Source organism: Streptomyces abyssalis (assembly GCF_001751365.1).
GTDB classification, from domain to species: Bacteria; Actinomycetota; Actinomycetes; order Streptomycetales; family Streptomycetaceae; genus Streptomyces; species Streptomyces abyssalis.
Map to the genome: position 1 here is coordinate 1,283,678 of NZ_LJGT01000040.1, position 18,113 is coordinate 1,301,790.

Here is an 18,113-nt window from a genome sequence, read left to right on the forward strand (position 1 = left end):
TGAGCCGGCTTACGGCTTCATCCGGACGACCGACGGGTCGTGGTCGCTGGCCTGGTCGTGGAACTCGGCGTTGATGTGCACGATGTCGTACTTGACCGGGCCGACGCCCGGGCTGGTGACCGCGTGGTCGAGCACCTGCGAGTTGCCGTTGAAGACGTAGCCGTAGCGCTCGTCCGCGGGCAGCTCGTCCATGGGGCTGGTGAGGACTCCGCCTTCGCGAATGGCGTCGAGGCTGGGGGAGAAGGGAAAGTCGTTGAAGTCCCCGGCGGCGATGACTGCGGCGTCCTTGTCGATCGCCTCGACCTTCTTGGCGAAGGAGTTGACGAGCTTCGCCTGCGCGGTGCGCTGCTTCTCGGACTCGCGCACAGGCGGCTGGAAGCGGCCTTCCATCGGCTGGTCGCCGCCCTTGGAGCTGAAGTGGTTCGCGACGACGAAGACCTGGCGGCCCTTGAAGGTGAACTCGCCGGCGAGCGGCTTGCGGCTCTCCTTCCACGCCTCTTCCTGCGGCTCGATGCGGCCCGGGTTGGCCGACAGCTTCGGCTTGCCGCCGTCGTCGCCGACCTTCACGGGCGTGGTCGCGTCGCCGCCCTTGCGGTCGGTGAAGTCGACCCGGTCCGGGTTGTAGAGGAACGCGACGCGTATGTTGCCGCCGGGCTGACCGCCGTCGGCGTTGTCCTCGGGGTCGATCTGGCGCGACTCGTACGCCGGGCCGCCCGCCTTCTCGATCGCGTCGGTGAGCGTCTTGAGGGTCTTGCCCGCGGCGACGGTGCCGTCGTCCTGCGGGCCGGAGTCGTCCTGCACCTCTTCCAGGGCGACGATGTCGGGGGAGGCGAGGTTCTTCACCAGGGCCTCGGAGAGCCGCTCGAACTTCGCCGGCTCGCTCTCGGGGGAGAGGTTCTCGACGTTGTAGGTGGCGACGGAGAGTTCGTCCTTGCTCTGCTTGCGGGTTCTCTCCCGCTTCAGCTTGTTGTCCTTCAACTCGCCCATGGCCGTGGCCCGTACGGTGTAGCCGCCGAAGTTGTCGTAGTCGAGGGGCCCGGTGGTCGCTCCGCGCAGTTCGTCGCCCACGTCAGCCTTCGGGAAGTGGTTCTCCTCGCGCGGCAGCAGCGAACTCACCTTCATGCGGGCGCCGTTGTGCTGGTCGTAGGCACCGTAAAGGGTGCCGCCGCGGGGGGTGGGGTTCTCGCCGGGGTCGGCCGTGACCCACAGCTCGCCGAACTCGGTGCTCGGGCCGGTCACGGGGGCGTTCCTGAGGCCGGCGCGCATGCCTTCGAGAGACTCGTAGAGGTCCAGGGCGAACTTGCGCGGCTGCAGCTTCAGCGACTCGATGTTGCCTTCGTCGCCCTTGCCTTCGGGCGCGTACGCGTCCGGGACGCGGTCCGCGCCGAGGCCGACGGCCTTGGGCAGCTTCGCCTTCTTCTTCGAGGCCGCCTTCCACTCGGCGCCCGTCAGCTGGGTGACGGACTGGCCGCCCGCCTCCTCGCCGCCGGGGTAGAACTCGGCGACCTCGCCGGATATCCGTATGGAGTCACCCGCCTCGACGTCGGGCGTCTTCTCGCCCGTGAAGACGAAGATGCCCTCGCTGGTGGCGGGATCGTCGTCCGGCTTCGGGTCCTGGAGCCAGAAGCCCCGCGCCTTGCCGAATCCGCGCACCGCCGTGACGACGCCCGGCACATCCGTGACCTGCTTGCCGGCGAACGGCGAAATCCGGGTCTTGCCCTGGATGTCGTGGAGACGCGGCTCCTCGGCCGTGTTCCCGGACGCGGATACGGCGGTCATGACGAGCAGTGCTGATCCGCACACCGCCGCGACGGTGAGTGCGGAGGTACGGGCGAGACGGGACGACAACGGTGCCTCCGGGGGGTGGCGGATTACGAACTTTCCAGGTCCGTGCGGTCATTACGGACGGGTAATCTCTACGCGCGTAAAAGTCTGTCGTGCTCATCTCACTTGTCAAGCAGATGCGGACCATTGAGCACGTGTGCCACACAACTCCCGGGCGGCCGCCGCCCGGTGCCACACGGAGTCCTCACGCGGTCACCGACAGGCGCGAGAGTGACGGCCGCGCGATTCGGGCAGTGCGGGACACTTCCCGTCTACGCTGGGGGCCGCATCTTTCCCGCAGCATGTAGCACCCGTAGGAGATGAACGCGCTGATGTCCGGTGAAACGACCGGGGGCGACCGTCCCGCCATGCCGCCTGTGCGGCTGTCCTCCGAAGCCGAACTCGCGCGGGACGCACTGGCCGCACCGCTCTTCTCGTGGGCCGCACGCCTCGCGGTCTGGGCCGGGGAAGAGGGCGGCGCCACCGGCCGTGAGGGTGCCGCGGGTGTGCCCGTCGGTGCCGGAGGTGAGCTGCTCGCGGAGCAGTTGAAGGAGGCCGTCGCCCGTCTCGGGCTCTCCGAGGACGAGGACGGGGAGATGCACACGGCTCAGGCATGGCAACTTGCCGTCGACACCGGTCTGTTGGAGGTCGAGGAGGACGGCGGCGACAGCGCCGCCGAAGGCGGTGAGGCGGGCGCGGAGGCCGGTGCGGCGCGGGCGGTCACGATCACGGAGGAGCCCGTGGGCACCGCACGGCCCGGGGACGAGCTGGACCAGTTCCGCGCCGGCAGTCCGCAGGACGTGCTGGAGATCTGGCAGGGCGGCCTGGAGAGCGTGCTCGCCGACGCCGCCACCCCGAGTTTCGAGGACCTCATCGGCGGCCTCGACGGCGTCACGGGCGAGGACGGGCAGATCGATCCGGAAGCCATCGACCTCGACTCCCTCGACTGGAACCCGGAGAAGGAAGCCGACTTCCTCGACGGCACGCTGGGCAATCTCTACGTCCTCACCGCGAGCGATCAGGCCGTCTCCGCCGGTGCGATGGTGCCGCTGCCGGTGCTTGCAGCCTCGATGATCGTCCCGGACGACATGGAGGAGCCCACGGACGCCGTACTCGAAGAGGTCTCGGCGGCGATGATGAAGCTCGACGAGCAGTTCCGGATGCTCGCGCCGACCGGGCTCGTCGAATACCAGCCCGTGGACGAGGCGTTGACGGAGGAGATGGACGAGGAAGCCGAACTGCCGGAGAACCTCGACGAGGAGGACGTCTCCCGGTACGGCATGGTGCGGCTGACCCCGCTGGGAATCCACGGCGTGCGCGTACGAATGCGGGAGGCGGGCGTCGAAGCCCCGGCCGTCGGCCACCTCGCCGAAGCGGACGCGGAGACGCTGCTGAGCGCGCTGACCGCGTACACGGAGGAGAACGCACAGGCGGAGATCGAGTCCTGGCTCGCAGCCCGTACGCCCCTGGAGTCCGCCCGCGAACTGCTCACCGCGTCCCGCGGCACCGATGAGGACGCGCCCTCCCGCCGGCTGGCATGCCAGCAGGCCCTCTCCCTCATCGGTACGGAGGCACAGCCGGCCCTGCGCGAAGTGCTGGAGGACCGGCAACTGGGCGGACTGGCGCGGGTATGGCTCGTCGAGCACGGCGAGCAGGACGTCCCGCAGCCCGACGAGGAGATGGTCTTCTGGCTGACCGTCGACACGATCGCCGCGCAGCTGGCGACGGCGGGCGAGGCGGCCGAACTCCAGGGCCTGGTACAGGGGTTGGTCGACCAGCATGCGGGGTTCTTCGACAAGGCATGGAAGGTCGACCACCCGGCTACGGGCGACGTGCTCGAAGCGATGGGCCGCGTACACCCCGACAAGCAGACCGCCAAGGACGCGCGCAAGGCGGCCTTCAAGGCCCGCAGCCGGCTGGCCTGAACAGCCGGGCGCGGTCAGATCGACTCGAAGTCGCCGTGGCGCCCGGCGCCCGCGGCGAAGCGGGCCGCGCCCTCCGCTGCCTCTCGCAACGCGGCCTGTCCGTGCCGCAGTTCACGGGCCATCGCCTCGTCCTCGGGCAGACCTTCCTGCTCGTGTACGGACGCGAGGTCGCCGCGCAGACAGGTCTGCGGGAACCGGGCGAGCTGCGCGGCGAGTTCCTCGGCCGCGGCGCGTGACTCCCCTTGCGGTACGAGGCGGTTGGCGAGCCCCATGTCGTACGCCTCGGCCGCCGGCACCGGACGGCCGGTGAGGATGAGGTCGAGTGCGCGGCCGGTGCCGATCAGGCGGGGAAGGCGCACGGTGCCGCCGTCGATCAGCGGGACTCCCCAGCGGCGGCAGAAGACTCCGAAGACCGCGTCCTCCTCGGCGACGCGCAGATCGCACCAGAGGGCCAGTTCGAGGCCGCCGGCGACCGCGTGGCCGGCGACCGCCGCGACGACCGGCTTGGACAGCCGCAGCCGCGTGGGCCCCATCGGGCCGTCGCCGTCCGGTGCGACGCGATTGGCGCGGTCGGTGCCGATGGCCTTGAGGTCCGCCCCGGCGCAGAACGTGCCTCCCTCGCCCCACAGCACCGCGGCCAGCGCCTCCGGATCGGCCTCGAAGTCGCGGAAGGCGTCGGCGAGTTCGGCAGCCGTGGCACCGTCCACGGCGTTGCGTGCGGCGGGACGGGAGAGGACGACCGTGGTGACCGGCCCCTGCCTCTCGGTACGTACGGCCATGGTGGGGCGACCTCCGGGAATGACGGGGCGTGCCGGCGCGGTCCGCTTCATGCGGCGGGGAGAGAGCGGTGCTGAGACTACCGGCGGGCCCCGCGCGCCTCTCCGGCGGACTCTCGCGGGTGACCGATCCCGGAGGGTATCCCGGATGACGAGACGGATTTCCGTCATATGGAAGGCTTGATCTAGCCTGCCGTGCATGTTCGGTACCGCACGCCATCTGGCACTCGCGCTCTTCGCGGCCACGGCGTGGAGCGTCGACGACGCGCTCTGTCCCCGCTGACGGACCGTTCGCGACCGGCCCGCCCGCCAGGCGCCGCTCTCCGTTCCCCGCCTCCGCGCGCCCGTACCGACGGGAATCATCCCTCCCGGCCGCCGGTTCCAGCTCCCGCTCCGCGCGGGCAGCACCGGCCCCCACCTCGGTCAACCACGTCCTGCGAGGTCGCCACGTGACTACCGCTCCCCCCTCCGGGGCGCCGCCCCGTGCCAGCCGTCCTTCCCGCCTGCCGGCCTTGCCGCCGCCCCCGCCCACACGCGTGCCCGTCCCCGAGGCGGCCGCACTGCCATCCGCGCGGCGCGCGCCGCTCGCCGTGGCCGGCGTGCTCGGCGCCGCGCTCACGGTCTTCGTGTGGGCCGCGCACGGCGCCCGACCCGGAATCCTGCTCCTGCTCGGCGTCGGGCTGGGCCTGGCGCTGTTCCACTCACGCTTCGGATTCACCTCCGCCTGGCGGCAGTTGGTGGCCGTCGGCAACGGGACCGGACTCCGGGCGCACGCCCTGCTGCTCGGCACCACGGCGACCCTCTTCGCCCTGGTCATCGGCACCGGCACCGGCCTGTTCGGCACGGCACCGGCACCCAGCACCGGTCCGCTGGGCATCGGGCTGCTGGCCGGTGCCTTCCTCTTCGCCGTCGGCATGCAGATCGGCGGCGCCTGCGCCTCCGGCACGCTCTTCGCCGTGGGCTCCGGGCAGAGCGCCATCGTGCTTACCCTCGGCGGGTTCATCGCCGGCTCGACGCTCGCGGCATGGCAGTACGGGGTGTGGAGCGATCTGCCCGCACTCGGCCCGGTCCTCTTCTCCGACGGGCTCGGCTGGCCGGGGTCGCTGGCACTGACTCTCGCCCTGCTCGCTGTGGTCGTCCTGGTCTCACGCCGCGTACAGGCCCGGCGGAACCCGCCGCCGGTGGCGCCGCCGCCCTCCGCGCGCGGCGCCCTCGCGCGTGTGGTGCGCGGTTCCTGGCCGATGGCGGCCGGTGCCCTCGTGCTGGGCGTACTGGGTGCGGCGGTGCTGCTCGTCTCCGGCGGCGCCTGGGGAGTTACCGGCGCCTTCGCGCTGTGGGGCTCGAAGCTCGCCGGTGTGCTGGGTGCCTCGCCGGAGACGTGGGCGTACTGGCAGCAGCCGGACAACGCGCCTCAGCTCGCCGGTCCCGTGCTCGCGGACAAGACCAGCCTCACCGACATCGGCATCATGATCGGGGCCGCGCTGGCCGCGTCCGCCGGGGGCGTCTGGACGCTGCACCGCGGCATCCCGTGGCGCCGGGCCGTGGGCGCGGTCGCCGGCGGACTGCTGATGGGTATCGGCGCGAGGATCGCCGGGGGCTGCAACATCGGCGCGTACCTCGCGGGGATCGCCTCCGGCAGCCTGCACGGCTGGGTCTGGGGTGCGGCGGCACTGCTCGGCACCGTCGCGGGGCTGAAGCTGCGCCCGCTGTTCGGGCTGGGGAATCCGGCACCTCGCGACGGGGCCTGCTGAGCCCGCGCGCCGTGCGGGTGCGGGTGTGCGGGCGCGCCGGTCGCGTACGGCGGTCCCGTACGGCAGAGGCCGGGCGAGCGGACCGCTCCGCCTCAGCGGGAGTGCGGCCCGCCCGTCCGGTCCCCGCCGGACCCGGCGTGCTGCCGGTCCGGCCCGTCGCTCTCACGGGCCGGACATCACCATTGTCACTCTTCCGGCCCGAACCACACCGTGGTCGCGTTGCAGAACTCCCGGATGCCGTGGCCGGCCAGTTCCCGTCCGTAACCGGAACGCTTGGCACCGCCGAACGGCAGGCCCGGGTGCGAGGCCGTCATGCCGTTGAAGAAGACGCCGCCCGCCTCCAGGTCACGGGTGAGGCGCTCCTGCTCGGCGGCGTCGCGCGTCCAAGCGTTGGAACTGAGGCCGAACGAGGTGTCGTTGGCGAGTTCGACGGCCTCGTCCAGGCCGTCCACGCTGTACACGGTCGCGACGGGACCGAAGGCCTCCTCGCGGTGGATCCTCATCTCGTCGGTGACTCCGGTCAGCACCGTCGGCTCGTAGTACCAGCCGTCCGGAAGATGCAGCGGACGTCCGCCGCCGCACAGGGCGGTGGCGCCGCGGCGTGTGGCGTCGTCGACGAGCTCCTCCAGGTCGGAGCGGCCCTGCGCGCTGGAGAGCGGGCCGACGTCGGTGTCCTCGGCCATGGGGTCCCCGACCTTCAGCGCGGACATCCGCTCCACGAACCTGGATACGAACGTGTCGTGGATGTCCGTGTGCACGATGAAGCGCTTTGCGGCGATGCAGGACTGACCGGCGTTCTGCACGCGGGCGGTGACCGCGGTGCGTACGGCCTTGTCGAGGTCGGCCGAGGGGAGCACCACGTAGGGGTCGCTGCCGCCGAGCTCCAGGACCGTTTTCTTGATCTCGTCCCCGGCGATCGAGGCGACCGAGCGGCCCGCGGGCTCGCTGCCCGTGAGGGTCGCGGCCACGACCCGTTCGTCGCGGAGCAGGTCCGCCACGGCGCCGGAGCCGACGAGCAGAGTCTGGAAGGCGCCCTCGGGGAACCCCGCACGGCGGAAGAGGTCCTCCAGGTACAGCGCGGTCTGCGGCACGTTCGAAGCGTGCTTGAGCAGCCCGGTGTTGCCGGCCATGAGGGCGGGCGCGGCGAAGCGCACGACCTGCCAGAGCGGGAAGTTCCAGGGCATGACCGCCAGCACTGTGCCCAGCGGCCTGTAGCGCACGAACGCCCGCGACGCGCCCGAGTCCTTCACGTCCGCGGGTGCGGGGTGCTCGTCGGCGAGCTGTGCCTCGGCATGCTCCGCGTACCAGCGCATCGCCTTGACGCACTTGGCCGCCTCGGCGCGGGACGCGGCGAGCGGCTTGCCCATCTCCGTCGTCATGGTGCGGGCGATGGCGTCCCGGTCCGCCTCCAGCAGGTCCGCCGCCCGGTGCATCAGCGCGGCCCGCTGCGCGAAGCTCGTCAGGCGGTGTTCGCGGAAGGCGCGCTCCGCCCTGAAGAGGCGCTCTTCGATCTCGCCGGCGTTGAGCGGTTCGAATGTCTTCAGGGTCTCGCCCGTGGCCGGATTCACCGTGGCGATGGCCATGTGAGCGCCTCCTTCGGCTGCTTCGGTGCCTGTGCACGACGAACGCGCAGCCGTCCGGCCCCGTGCGGCCGGGGCACCGCGAGCCGGGAGCCGGGCACGGCGAACCGGGGCCCGCAGGGCGTACGCGCACTCGTGTGTCCGTGCCCTCGCGGTACCCCGGATTCGCGGCGCTAAGGCTCGCCGGGGCTCAGAGTGCGGCCCCGCCCGGCTTGACCATGCCGCGCACCGTACGGGAGTCGACGTACTCACCGAGCGCCGTCATGTCCCACTCACCGGAGAACTGCCGCACGAGCTTGCACATCAGCACCCCGGTGCGCGGCTCGGCGTTACTGAGGTCGAAGCGGACCAGCTCCTGGTCGGTGGCGGCGTCCACGAGACGGCAGTACGCCTTGGCCACCTCGGTGAACTTCTGCCCCGAGAAGGAGTTGACGGTGAAGACCAGGCCGGAGACCTGGGGCGGCAGGTTGCCGAGGTGGACGGTGATGGCCTCGTCGTCGCCTCCGCCCTCTCCGGTGAGGTTGTCGCCGGAGTGCTGCACGGTGCCGTTCAGGATGGCGAGTTTGCCGAAGTAGCAGGCGTCGACCTTCTTGCGATTGGCGTCGTAGGCGATGACGGACGCATCCAGGTCGATCTCCTTGGCGCGGCCGCCCGCACGGAAGACGGGCTCCCAGCCGAGGCCCATACGGACGCTGCTGAGCACCGGACTGCCGCCCTTGGTGAGCGAGACCGTCTGGTTCTTCTGGAGGCTGACCTTGCCCTTGTCGAGGTTGATCTTGCCGCTGCCCGCGGGAGCCGGTGCCGGGGCCGCGGGAGTGGGCGGGGGAGCCGGGACGGCCTGCGGGGCCTGCGGCGGCGGGGGCGCCTGGGGAGTGGGGGCGGGTGCCGGGGTGGCCGCCGGCGCGGCCGGTTCCTCCACGTTGACGCCGAAGTCCGTTGCGATGCCGCCGAGTCCGTTGGCGTAGCCCTGGCCCACGGCACGGACCTTCCAGTCGTTGCCGCGGCGGTAGACCTCGACGACGACGAGCGCCGTCTCGTTGCCGAGGGCGGGCGGAGTGAACGTGGCGATCACCTCCCGCGTGGAGGCGTCGCGGACCGTGGCGGTCGGCTCGATCCCCGCGAAGGACGCGCCGGGAGCGTCGGGACTCGCCGTGACCACGACCTTCTGCACATCGGCCGGCACCTTGGCGGTGTCGACGGTGATGGCGTCGGCGCCACCGCTGCTGTGCGTCACGCCGGGTGCCGCCGGCTGGTTGTAGAAGACGAAGTCGTCATCGGAGCGGACCTTTCCGTTCTCGCCGAGGAGCAGTCCTGAGACGTCCAGGCGGGACGGTGCGGTCACCTCCACCGCCACCTGGGCAGTGCTGAGCGGGAGGTTCGAGCCGGGAGTCATTGCCGTCATGCCGGTCGTAACGAGCGGCCGTGCTTTGCGGTTCCTTTGCCGGCGGCGTCGTGGGTGCCGGTTGTGTGCGGCTCCGCTCCCGCGCGTGAGCGGGGGTGCGTACCGCGACGACGACCCCGAGCACCGCGACCGCCATCCCCGCGACGGCGAACAGGCCGGGGCGTTCCCCGAACATCGCGTACGCCCAGACGACAGTCGTGGGAGGCGTCAGATAGATCAGCGCGCTCGTACGGGTCACGCCGCTGCGCCGCAGGCTCAGCCAGTAGAAGCCGTAGCCGCCGAAGGTGGAGAGCACCACGACCCAGGCCACGGCCAGCCAGAAGGCCCCGGTGACCGGCGGAGTCATGTGCCCGTCGCCCGCGCCGGCGGCGAGCGCCGTGAAGACGACCGCGCTCACCAGGCAGTGCACCGGCAGCGCGTCGAGGGCGCCGACCCGGTGGCGGGCACGGCGCTCCAGGAAGCTGGCGGCCAGCAGGCCGGCCATCCCCGCGAAGGGGAGCAGATAGGCGAGAGGCGCTGCCGACGCCGAGGTGAGGTCGTCCCGTACGACCGCCGCGACCCCGGCCAGGCCCAGCGCGAGCCCTGCCCACTGGCGTCGCGTGACCGTCTCGCCGAGCAGCCTGCCCGCGAGAGCACCGGCGACGAGCGGCTGCAGGGCGGCTATCAGCGCGGATGATCCGGCCGGCACGCCCAGGCCCGCCGCCCAGACGACGGCGCCGAGGTAGGCGCCCTGGGAGAGCAGGCCGATCAACGCCTGCTCCGCGAGGGCGCGCGGCGGCAGCCGGCCCTCGTCGTGACCGTCCCCCTGCGTGCCTTGCCGCGCTGTCCGCAGCCGCTGCCGCCGCAGCCGCAGTACGAGCGCCACCGCCCCCAGGAGTGCGGCCGCGGCGAGGAAGCGCCACATCAGGAGCGTGTCCGCCGGGGCGTGCCGGGTGCCGAGTTCCGCGCCGATGAAGCCGGAGCTCCACATCACGACGAGCCCGGCGCCGGTGAGGTGGGTGCCGGCGGCACCGGCCGGGGGTCGCGGGCGGAGGAGAGGAGGCATCGGCTGCTCCTGTCGTCGGACGGTCTGTCCTGCCGTCGGGCTGTCATCGGGCCGGGATCAATGAGGTAGACCGATCTGTTTACCTCTCCGGGTATAGAGTGAACTAAACAGATCGGTTTAATGCAAGCGCGGTGCAGGGAGGCCCCATGACGCAGGCGGCGGAGCTCACGCCGGCGGCCCGCAAGATCCTCGACGCGGCGGCGGAGCTGTTCTACGGGCGCGGCATCACGGCCGTCGGGGTCGACCTGATCGCGAAGGAGGCGGGTGTCACCAAGAAGACCCTGTACGACCGGTTCGGCTCCAAGGAGGCCCTGGTCGCCGCGTACCTGGGAGAGCGTGATGAGCGCTGGCGGGAGTGGCTGACCGCGCGGGTGCTCTCCGGTGACGCCGGCGCGGGTCCGTGTGAGCGCATCCTGCGCACCTTCGACGCCCTGGAGGAATGGGTGCGCCGTGAGAACCCGCGGGGCTGCGGCTTCGTCAACGCCGCGGCGGAGCTGCCCGATCCGCGGCATCCCGGCCGGAAGGTGATCACCGGGCAGAAGCGCTGGCTGCGGGATTTCCTGCGGGAGCTGGCGGTGGAGGCCGGCGCCGCCGACCCCGGCCGGCTCGCCGACGAGCTCGTGCTGCTGCACGAGGGGGCGACGGTGCTGGGCGGACTGCACGTCGTGGCCGGGCCGGTCGCCGCCGCCCGCTCGATGGCCCGCGGTGCCCTCGTGCGGGAGGGCTGCCAGGGCGGCGCGGGCGCGCAGGCCCAGTAGCAGACAGGTCCAATAGCAGAGGCACTTCCGCCGGAGCCGGAGGCGTACTGCGGCATCCGGGTGGAATCCACCGGCGTCACCGTCCGATTACGTGTGACTACGCTCCGGCGTGGCAGTACGTCCCGCATGACATCTGAGACACGCATGAACACCAGACGCGTCTTTCTCGGCGGGATGCTCATAGCCGGCGCCTGCGCCGCGAACCGCGCGCACGCCGCGGGGGGCGGTTCCGGCTCCTCCGGCGCGGACGCGAAAGGGGGCGCCCGGCACGCGATGCGCCACGCGCGTCCCGCGTCACGCCCGCAGGCTTACCGGCTGCAGCCGGAGGTGAGCCAGACAGGCCCGAAGGTGCGCGGAAGCACGTCCGTCGCACACACCCTGGACACGCGCCGGCGCGAGATAGCCCTGACCTTCGACGACGGGCCCGACCCCGTCTACACCCCTCAGGTGCTGGAGGTGCTGCGGCGCTGCCGTGTGCAGGCCACCTTCTGCGTCATAGGCAGTGACGCGGCCGCCCACACCTGGCTGCTCAACGCCATAGCCGACGCCGGTCACGAGATAGCCAACCACTCCTGGAGCCACCCGCTGCTGACGCGGATGCGTTCCCACGAGATACATGAACAGTTCGCCCGCACCTGCGACGTCGTCGAGGGTGCGGTGGGCAAGGCGCCGGCCCTGGCGCGCGCCCCCTTCGGCGAGTGGAACAAGCGGGCCCTGGGGATCTCGGCCTCCCTCGGCATGAGCCCGCTCGGCTGGTCGGTGGACACGTGCGACTGGGAGGAGCCCGGCGCGCGGGAGATCACCTCGACAGTCCTGGAGACCGTACGCCCGGGCTCGGTCCTGCTCGCCCATGACGGGGGCGGAGACCGCTCGCAGACGGTCGCCGCGCTGCGCGACTTCCTTCCCCGGCTGATCGACTCCGGCTACACGCCCGTACTGCCGTCCGACACCGATGTGTTCGAGGACCGTACGGGGAAGGGCTGGGGCGGCTGACGGCCCGCCGTCAGCGGCTCGGGGCGACCGCGGCTCTCAGCGACGGCGCTCCCGGGAGTGGCCGAAGAAGATCCTGTATCCGATGAGCAGCACCAGGGAGCCCGCGATGGCCGAGACCCAGAGCGCCGGGTCGACGAAGTCCCGGTCCACGGAGCGGTCCAGGAACGTGGAGGAGAGCCAGCCGCCGATGAACGCGCCCGCGATGCCGATGAGGATCGTGCCGAACAGGCCGCCCGGGTCGCGTCCCGGAAGGATGACCTTCGCGACGGTGCCCGCGATCAGGCCGAGGATCAGCCAGCTGAGCAGCCCCGAGTCCATGAGTCCCGACAGTGCGGATTCCGGATCGGTGTCTGCGATGAAGTTCATGGTGGGCCCTCCCCGTGAGCGACCTGCGTGATCGGTTCTGGTCCATCATGCCCCCCGACTGCTCCTTCAGTGCGGCCAGATGGGCGGCCGGGTACAGAAGTGCCCGCCGAGCCGGGCGTGTTCGGGATCGTCCGGGTCCGGTTCTCCCTGTTTCGCGATGAGTTCGGCAGCGTACGGCTCGGAGTCGTCACGCGGTTCGTAGCCGAGCGCGCGGGCGGAGGAAAGGTCCCACCACAGGCGGGTGTTGGCCGACGAGCCGTAGACCACCGTGTGGCGTACGTCCGTCGCCGTCAGCGCCGCGTGGAAGAGGCGGGCGCCGTCGGCCGGGCTCAGCCACAGCGACAGCATCCGCACGGAGGTCGGCTCGGGGAAGCAGGACCCGATGCGTACGGAGACGGTCTCGATGCCGTGCAGGTCCCAGTAGAGCTGTGCGAGGTCCTCGCCGAAGGACTTGGAGAGGCCGTAGTAGGTGTCGGGGCGGTGCGGCGTGGCGACGGGGATGAGGGGGCCGCCGTCGGCCGGGCGGGGCGTGAAGCCCACCGCGTGGTTGGAGGAGGCGAAGACTACGCGGCGCACGCCCTCTTCGCGCACGGCCTCGTAAAGCCGGTACGTGCCCTCGATGTTGGAGTGCAGGATCTTCTCGAAGGGCGCCTCCAGGGAGATTCCCGCGAGGTGGATCACCGCGTCCACGCCCCGTACGGCCGCGCGCAGGGCGTCCGTGTCGGCGAGGTCCGCGGTGACGGCGCCGGGTTCGCTCTCGACGGGGCGTACGTCGAACAGGCGCAGCCGGTATCCGTGGCGGGGAAGCAGGCCGCGCATCAGGGTGCCGAGGCCGCCGGCGGCGCCGGTGAGCAGGACGGTGCGGGGAGCGGGCATCGACGCATTCTCCGTCCATAGACACGGTTCATATATGGAGACACGCTAGGGAGGCTCGACGGAGGCGTCAAGGGTGGCCGGGCAGAGGTCGCAGCCGTCGTCGGCGGTCGCCCGATGAGGTGGCAGACGCCCGGTGCGGCCTTGACCTGTGCGGTCGGGCTGGCCTACCGTTGGTGTGTTCAGAAATATAGACGCAGATCAGAAACGTGTACGAACGTGTACGGCATCCGGGGGTGTGGGCGGTGCGGCGCCGTGACCCGCCTCCGTACCGCCCCGAGCAGGAGCGCGCAATGACCTCACCCGCCTCGTCCTCCTCAGCGTCCTCGGCCTCGTCGTCCTCGTCGTCCTCGTCGTCCTCCTCGTCAGGGGCGGCGGCACCGGGGCGCCGGCCGCTCGCCGAACGCCTCGGAGGACTGCTCTTCTTTCCGGTGACCGCGTACGGGCCCGACGGCGGGCTCGACCTCGACGCGTTCCGCGCACATGTGCGCGGGGGCCTGGACGCGGGCGCGGGAGCCGTCTTCGCCTGCTGCGGCACCGGTGAGTTCCACGCGCTCACGCCGCAGGAGTTCCACGACTGCGTGGCCGCGGCGGTCGACGAGGCGCAGGGCCGGGTGCCCGTCGTCGCCGGCGCGGGCTACGGCACGGCCCTCGCCCGCCAGTTCGCCTCGCTCGCCGAGGAGGCGGGCGCGGACGGCCTGCTGGCGATGCCGCCGTATCTCGTCGTCCCCTCGCAGGAAGGGCTGCTCAGGCACTACACCGCGCTGGCGGCGGCCACCTCCCTGGACGTGATCGTCTACCAGCGCGACAACGCCGTCTTCGCCCCGTCCACCGTCGCGCGGCTCGCCCGCACACCGGGCGTCATCGGGCTCAAGGACGGTCACGGCGATCTCGACCTGATGCAGCGGATCATCAGCGCGGTCCGCACCGAGGTGCCGGCCGAAGTGGCGGACTCCTTCCGCTACTTCAACGGGCTGCCCACCGCCGAGCAGACGGGCCTCGCCTACCGCAGCCTGGGCGTGACCCTCTACTCCTCCGCCGTCTTCTGCTTCGCCCCCGAGATCGCCCTCGCCTTCCACCGTGCGCTCACCACGGGCGACGACGCCTGCGTGAACCGGCTGCTCGACGGCTTCTTCCGTCCCCTGGTCGAGCTCCGCGACCGCGGCCGCGGCTACGCCGTCTCCCTGGTGAAGGCCGGCGTGCGGATGCGCGGCCAGGACGTGGGCGAGGTGCGTCCGCCGCTGTCCGAACCCTCCGCCGCACATGTGAGGGAGCTGGCCGGACTGATCGAGCGGGGGCTCGCGCTGGTCGCGGGCGACGGACCCGTGGACGGGCCGGGGGGCGGCGCGGCGCCGAACGCGGACGGCGGCGCCCGCTGATGCGGGCCGGCGCCTTCGTCTACCCCTGGGACGTCGTGGGCGACCCCGACGCGCCGGGGCGCCTCGCGGCGCTCGGGGTCCAGCAGGTCACCCTCGCCTCCGCGTATCACTCCGTGCGGGCCCTCACGCCGCGCCATCCGCGCCACCGCGTCGTCACCGCCCGGCACTCCGCGGTGCTCTACCCGCCCCGTACGGAGAACTGGCGCGGTCGGGGGCTGCGCCCGTACGAGCAGGGCTGGGTGAACAGCGACCATCCTGGCGGCGCGTACGGCGAGGCGGCACGCGCGCTGAGCGAGGCCGGTCTGGAAGTGCACTCCTGGGTCGTGCTGGCCCACAACTCCCGCCTCGGCGAGGAGCACGGGCACGTCACCGTCCGCAACGCCTACGGCGACCGCTATCCCTGGGCGCCGTGCATCGCCCGCCCGGAGGTGCGCGAATACGCCGTGACCCTGGCGGGCGAGGCGGCCGTGCGGCCCCACACCAGCGGTACGGAGCTGGAGTCGTGCGGCTGGTACGGATGGCCGCATCTCAGCGCGCACGACAAGACCGCGGGAGTCCGGCTGGACGGCGCCGCCCAGTACCTGATGTCGCTGTGCTTCTGCGAGGTGTGCCGGGACGGGTACACCTCGCTCGGCGCCGGTCCGGACGAGCTTCGGGCCCGGGTCGCGGCGGCCCTGGAGCCGGTGTGGAACGGCGAAGCACCGGCGGCGGCGACGGAGACGGACGCGGCGGGCGGCGCCCGTGAGGCGGAGTGGGCGCGGGTACGTGAGCTGCTGGGCGACGACTCGGCCGCGGTCTGCGCGTCCTGGCGGGGAGAGGCGGCGCGCCGGCTGCGCAGGGAGGCGGTCGCGGCGGTGCGGAGCGCCGCGGCGGACCGGGCCGGAGCGGGTCAGGACCCCGGCCGTGAATCCGGCGGGGACTCCGGGCAGGGCTTCCGCGTGCTGCTGCACGCCGACCCGGCGGCGCACCGGGTCGGTGCGAACGCGGGCATCGCACCGGCCGAGGCCGTCGAGGACGCGGACGGAGTGGTCGTGCCCTGCACCGGCGGCGCAGCCGAGCGCACCGGTGCGCTCGGCCCGTTCGGGCCGTACGCCGCCCGGGGACACGGGCACGAGGGCGCGGGCGGGGACGCCGGGGCGCGGGCCTTCACCGTCGCCGCGAACTTCACCGTCGTCTCCGGCATGGGCGGCTCCCCGCACACCCTCGCCGCCGACGCGGCTCACGCCCGCGCTCTGGGCGCGGACGAGCTGCGGCTCTATCACGCCGGGCCGGCCCCGGAATCCGACCTCTCGGCCGTGGCGGAGGCCCTGCGGGGCCTCGCCGCGGACGCCGGTTCCGGCAACCCGCCAGGGTGACCCACCGGCGCGTGTCACATCCGCGGGCGCCGTCCCGTCGTACAGGTGTCAGCCGGAGCACGGCACGCACGCTCCGGAACGGACACCCGCGAACCAAGGGACGAAGGAGCGCCAGCCATGGCACGCATCTCGCTCGATCCGCCACGAGGCATCTCGCTTCGCATCGCCGAGTGGTACTCCCGCCGCAAGTACGGCAAGGCCATGGACCCGGTCAGGGCCGTCGCGCACAACCCGAAGGTGCTGAGCGCCACCCTCCTGTACGAGTCCCGGATCGCGAAGTGGCGCGACCTCGATCCGGGCCTCAAGCACCTCGCCGAGATGGTCTCCGCCGCCCGCATCGGCTGCTCCTGGTGCGTGGACTTCGGCTACTGGCTGGCCGAGGACCTGGGCATGCCGATGGAGAAGATCCAGTACGTGCCGGCCTGGCGCGAGCACCGCGAGCGCTTCACCGAACTGGAGCTGCTCGTCATGGAGTTCGCCGAGGCGATGACGGACACCGAGCCGACGGTGACCGACGAGATGGCGGAGGCCCTCATCGGCAGGCTGGGGAAGAGCGCCTTCGTCGAGCTGACCGCGATGGTCGCCGTCGAGAACAGCCGCTCCCGCATCAACGCCGCCCTCGGCCTCACCGGTCAGGGCTTCTCCGACCAGTGCGCGGTGCGGCCCGTGCAGAAGGGGGAGAGGGGCGCCGCGACCTCCTGAGCCGGGGGACGTGAGCCGCGGGACCTGAGCCGGGGGAGGCCTGCGGGCCGTACGGCCGCGGGCGGCGCGGAGTGAGGGACGTGGCCGCCCGCGGCGTGCACCGCACGGGTGCACGGCCGCCGAACGGTCAGACCTCCGGGGAGTTCCAGGTCCACGGCTCCTCGGCGACGACCGCGGAGACCGGCAGCGGCCCGTAGACGTGCGGGAACAACTGGGCCCCGCCGGCCGCCGCGTCCTCCGGACGCTCTGAGCCGCCCGCCCGGTCCGCGCCGTCCGCGCCGTCCGCGTCGTTGGCGTCGCCAGCGCAGGCAGCCGCCGGCTCCGGCGGTTCGTAGCGCACCGGCGCGGAGATCCGCTCGCTCTCTATGACGAGCACCACCAGTTCCGCCGGGTCCTGTCCGCCGTACAACATCCGCGCCACCTGCGGCAGTTGGTGCCGCTGCGAGCAGTGGATGAACCCGACCTCCTCCAGGGTGAGGCCCCGCGTGGACATCTCGTACGTGCCGGACGCCGACGCTCGGGCGGCCTCCCACACGGAACGCTCCGTGATGTGCAACAGCTCAGCCATGCCCCCACGTTAGCCGCGGGCCCCGCTCACAGCCGGCGCGTGGCCAGGGTCAGCCGGTCGCGGGCGTCGAAGAGCGCGTCCTTGATCATCTGTTCGTGCGCGGGCGTCAGCCGGGCGACGGGCACCGAGCAGCTGATGGCGTCCCGGGCGGGCGTCCGGTACGGGATCGCGACGCCGAAGCAGCGCAGCCCGAGTGTGTTCTCCTCGCGGTCGACCGCGTAGCCCTGCTCCCGTACGAGGGCCAGCTCCTCGATGAGCGCCTCGCGGTCGGTGAGGGTGTTCTCGGTGAGCGCGGAGAGCGTCCCGGGCAGCATCTTGCGCACCTGCTCGTCGTCGTACGTCGCGAGCAGCGCCTTGCCCAGGGACGTGGAGTGCGCGGGCAGCCGGCGCCCGACGCGAGTGAAGGGACGCAGATAGTGCTGCGACTGGCGGGTGGCGAGATAGACGACGTTCGTGCCGTCGAGCCGCGCCATGTGAATGGTCTCCGTGGTGTCGTCCGAGAGCCGGTCGAGGGTCGGCCGGGCCGCGGCCACGGCCTCGTCCCCGTCGATGTAGGAGGTGCCGACCAGCAGGGCGCGCACGCCGATTCCGTACCTCGTGCCCGTGGAGTCCGTCTCCACCCAGCCCAGATCGACGAGGGTCCGAAGCAGCATGTAGAGACTGGACTTGGGGTACCCGACCGCTTCCTGGACGTCGGCGAGGGAGTGCATCCCCGGCCTTCCCGCGAAGAACTCGAGCAGCTCCACAGTGCGCACGGCGGACTTGACCTGCGATGCACCCGTCTCGCCAGCTGACATCGTCCTTGACCCCTCTGTT

General features: G+C 72.1%; 16 protein-coding genes. 7 read left to right on the forward strand and 9 right to left on the reverse strand.

The window, feature by feature from the left end; genetic code table 11:
• Window positions 1-9: 9 nt before the first annotated feature.
• A complete protein-coding gene (locus AN215_RS20385) occupies window positions 10-1,848 on the reverse strand; it encodes a DUF8508 domain-containing protein (RefSeq protein WP_070012211.1) in 1,839 nt (612 codons plus the stop codon).
• 308 nt (window positions 1,849-2,156) lie between these two features.
• Between AN215_RS20385 and AN215_RS20390 the strand changes: the two genes are divergently transcribed.
• On the forward strand, window positions 2,157-3,749 hold the full coding sequence (locus AN215_RS20390; RefSeq protein ID WP_070012509.1) for a hypothetical protein: 1,593 nt from the start codon (window positions 2,157-2,159) through the stop codon (window positions 3,747-3,749).
• A gap of 14 nt (window positions 3,750-3,763) precedes the next feature.
• Here the strand turns inward: AN215_RS20390 and AN215_RS20395 are convergent, their stop codons facing one another.
• Entirely contained in the window at window positions 3,764-4,528 is a 765-nt protein-coding gene (locus tag AN215_RS20395; RefSeq protein ID WP_070012212.1) for a crotonase/enoyl-CoA hydratase family protein, read from the reverse strand.
• Window positions 4,529-4,974: 446 nt separating this feature from the next.
• Here AN215_RS20395 and AN215_RS20400 point away from each other — a divergent pair, with 446 nt between their 5' ends.
• Window positions 4,975-6,276: a YeeE/YedE family protein gene (locus tag AN215_RS20400; protein ID WP_070012213.1), complete on the forward strand. Its 1,302-nt coding sequence runs from the start codon at window positions 4,975-4,977 to the stop codon at window positions 6,274-6,276.
• A gap of 185 nt (window positions 6,277-6,461) precedes the next feature.
• Here the strand turns inward: AN215_RS20400 and AN215_RS20405 are convergent, their stop codons facing one another.
• The 3 genes from AN215_RS20405 to AN215_RS28800 form a co-directional block, all read right to left on the reverse strand.
• A complete protein-coding gene (locus AN215_RS20405; protein ID WP_070012214.1) occupies window positions 6,462-7,859 on the reverse strand; it encodes an NADP-dependent succinic semialdehyde dehydrogenase in 1,398 nt (465 codons plus the stop codon).
• A gap of 187 nt (window positions 7,860-8,046) precedes the next feature.
• Complete coding sequence (locus AN215_RS20410; RefSeq protein ID WP_245694563.1) at window positions 8,047-9,198, reverse strand: TerD family protein; 1,152 nt, start codon at window positions 9,196-9,198, stop codon at window positions 8,047-8,049.
• On the reverse strand, window positions 9,128-10,303 hold the full coding sequence (locus AN215_RS28800) for a DMT family transporter (protein WP_245694564.1): 1,176 nt from the start codon (window positions 10,301-10,303) through the stop codon (window positions 9,128-9,130). The genes AN215_RS20410 and AN215_RS28800 overlap by 71 nt, the downstream gene beginning before the upstream one ends.
• A gap of 146 nt (window positions 10,304-10,449) precedes the next feature.
• Here AN215_RS28800 and AN215_RS20415 point away from each other — a divergent pair, with 146 nt between their 5' ends.
• Both AN215_RS20415 and AN215_RS20420 read left to right on the forward strand, forming a co-directional pair.
• The gene (locus AN215_RS20415; protein ID WP_070012216.1) at window positions 10,450-11,061 is read left to right on the forward strand and encodes a TetR/AcrR family transcriptional regulator; all 612 of its coding nucleotides are present in this window, start codon (window positions 10,450-10,452) and stop codon (window positions 11,059-11,061) included.
• A 144-nt stretch (window positions 11,062-11,205) separates the two neighbouring features.
• Entirely contained in the window at window positions 11,206-12,054 is an 849-nt protein-coding gene (locus AN215_RS20420) for a polysaccharide deacetylase family protein (RefSeq protein ID WP_079123222.1), read from the forward strand.
• A 36-nt stretch (window positions 12,055-12,090) separates the two neighbouring features.
• Here AN215_RS20420 and AN215_RS20425 read toward each other — a convergent pair whose 3' ends face one another.
• Entirely contained in the window at window positions 12,091-12,420 is a 330-nt protein-coding gene (locus tag AN215_RS20425) for a GlsB/YeaQ/YmgE family stress response membrane protein (protein ID WP_070012218.1), read from the reverse strand.
• 66 nt (window positions 12,421-12,486) lie between these two features.
• Complete coding sequence (locus AN215_RS20430) at window positions 12,487-13,296, reverse strand: NAD-dependent epimerase/dehydratase family protein (RefSeq protein WP_070012219.1); 810 nt, start codon at window positions 13,294-13,296, stop codon at window positions 12,487-12,489.
• Between the two features lie 290 nt (window positions 13,297-13,586).
• Here AN215_RS20430 and AN215_RS20435 point away from each other — a divergent pair, with 290 nt between their 5' ends.
• The 3 genes from AN215_RS20435 (at window position 13,587) to AN215_RS20445 (ending at window position 16,729) form a co-directional block, all read left to right on the forward strand.
• On the forward strand, window positions 13,587-14,672 hold the full coding sequence (locus AN215_RS20435) for a 5-dehydro-4-deoxyglucarate dehydratase (RefSeq protein WP_079123223.1): 1,086 nt from the start codon (window positions 13,587-13,589) through the stop codon (window positions 14,670-14,672).
• On the forward strand, window positions 14,672-16,027 hold the full coding sequence (locus AN215_RS20440) for a hypothetical protein (RefSeq protein ID WP_070012220.1): 1,356 nt from the start codon (window positions 14,672-14,674) through the stop codon (window positions 16,025-16,027). Before AN215_RS20435 ends, AN215_RS20440 begins: the two co-directional genes overlap by 1 nt.
• A 117-nt stretch (window positions 16,028-16,144) precedes the next feature.
• The gene (locus AN215_RS20445; protein ID WP_070012221.1) at window positions 16,145-16,729 is read left to right on the forward strand and encodes a carboxymuconolactone decarboxylase family protein; all 585 of its coding nucleotides are present in this window, start codon (window positions 16,145-16,147) and stop codon (window positions 16,727-16,729) included.
• 127 nt (window positions 16,730-16,856) lie between these two features.
• Here the strand turns inward: AN215_RS20445 and AN215_RS20450 are convergent, their stop codons facing one another.
• Window positions 16,857-17,297, reverse strand: a complete 441-nt coding sequence (locus AN215_RS20450) for a DUF952 domain-containing protein (protein ID WP_070012222.1) — start codon at window positions 17,295-17,297, stop codon at window positions 16,857-16,859.
• Between the two features lie 26 nt (window positions 17,298-17,323).
• Window positions 17,324-18,094 (reverse strand): IclR family transcriptional regulator, encoded by a 771-nt coding sequence (locus tag AN215_RS20455; protein ID WP_070012223.1) that lies wholly within the window; start codon window positions 18,092-18,094, stop codon window positions 17,324-17,326.
• Window positions 18,095-18,113: the final 19 nt, after the last annotated feature.

Bases quoted from the DNA above. Each gene is read 5' to 3' on its own strand.
- AN215_RS20435 (WP_079123223.1), top strand. From the start codon at position 13,587: ATGACCTCACCCGCCTCGTCCTCCTCAGCGTCCTCGGCCTCGTCGTCC.
- AN215_RS20425 (WP_070012218.1), bottom strand. From the start codon at position 12,420: ATGAACTTCATCGCAGACACCGATCCGGAATCCGCACTGTCGGGACTC.
- AN215_RS28800 (WP_245694564.1), bottom strand. From the start codon at position 10,303: ATGCCTCCTCTCCTCCGCCCGCGACCCCCGGCCGGTGCCGCCGGCACC.
- AN215_RS20430 (WP_070012219.1), bottom strand. From the start codon at position 13,296: ATGCCCGCTCCCCGCACCGTCCTGCTCACCGGCGCCGCCGGCGGCCTC.
- AN215_RS20450 (WP_070012222.1), bottom strand. From the start codon at position 17,297: ATGGCTGAGCTGTTGCACATCACGGAGCGTTCCGTGTGGGAGGCCGCC.
- AN215_RS20415 (WP_070012216.1), top strand. From the start codon at position 10,450: ATGACGCAGGCGGCGGAGCTCACGCCGGCGGCCCGCAAGATCCTCGAC.
- AN215_RS20440 (WP_070012220.1), top strand. From the start codon at position 14,672: ATGCGGGCCGGCGCCTTCGTCTACCCCTGGGACGTCGTGGGCGACCCC.
- AN215_RS20455 (WP_070012223.1), bottom strand. From the start codon at position 18,094: ATGTCAGCTGGCGAGACGGGTGCATCGCAGGTCAAGTCCGCCGTGCGC.
- AN215_RS20395 (WP_070012212.1), bottom strand. From the start codon at position 4,528: ATGGCCGTACGTACCGAGAGGCAGGGGCCGGTCACCACGGTCGTCCTC.
- AN215_RS20390 (WP_070012509.1), top strand. From the start codon at position 2,157: ATGTCCGGTGAAACGACCGGGGGCGACCGTCCCGCCATGCCGCCTGTG.
- AN215_RS20405 (WP_070012214.1), bottom strand. From the start codon at position 7,859: ATGGCCATCGCCACGGTGAATCCGGCCACGGGCGAGACCCTGAAGACA.
- AN215_RS20420 (WP_079123222.1), top strand. From the start codon at position 11,206: ATGAACACCAGACGCGTCTTTCTCGGCGGGATGCTCATAGCCGGCGCC.
- AN215_RS20445 (WP_070012221.1), top strand. From the start codon at position 16,145: ATGGCACGCATCTCGCTCGATCCGCCACGAGGCATCTCGCTTCGCATC.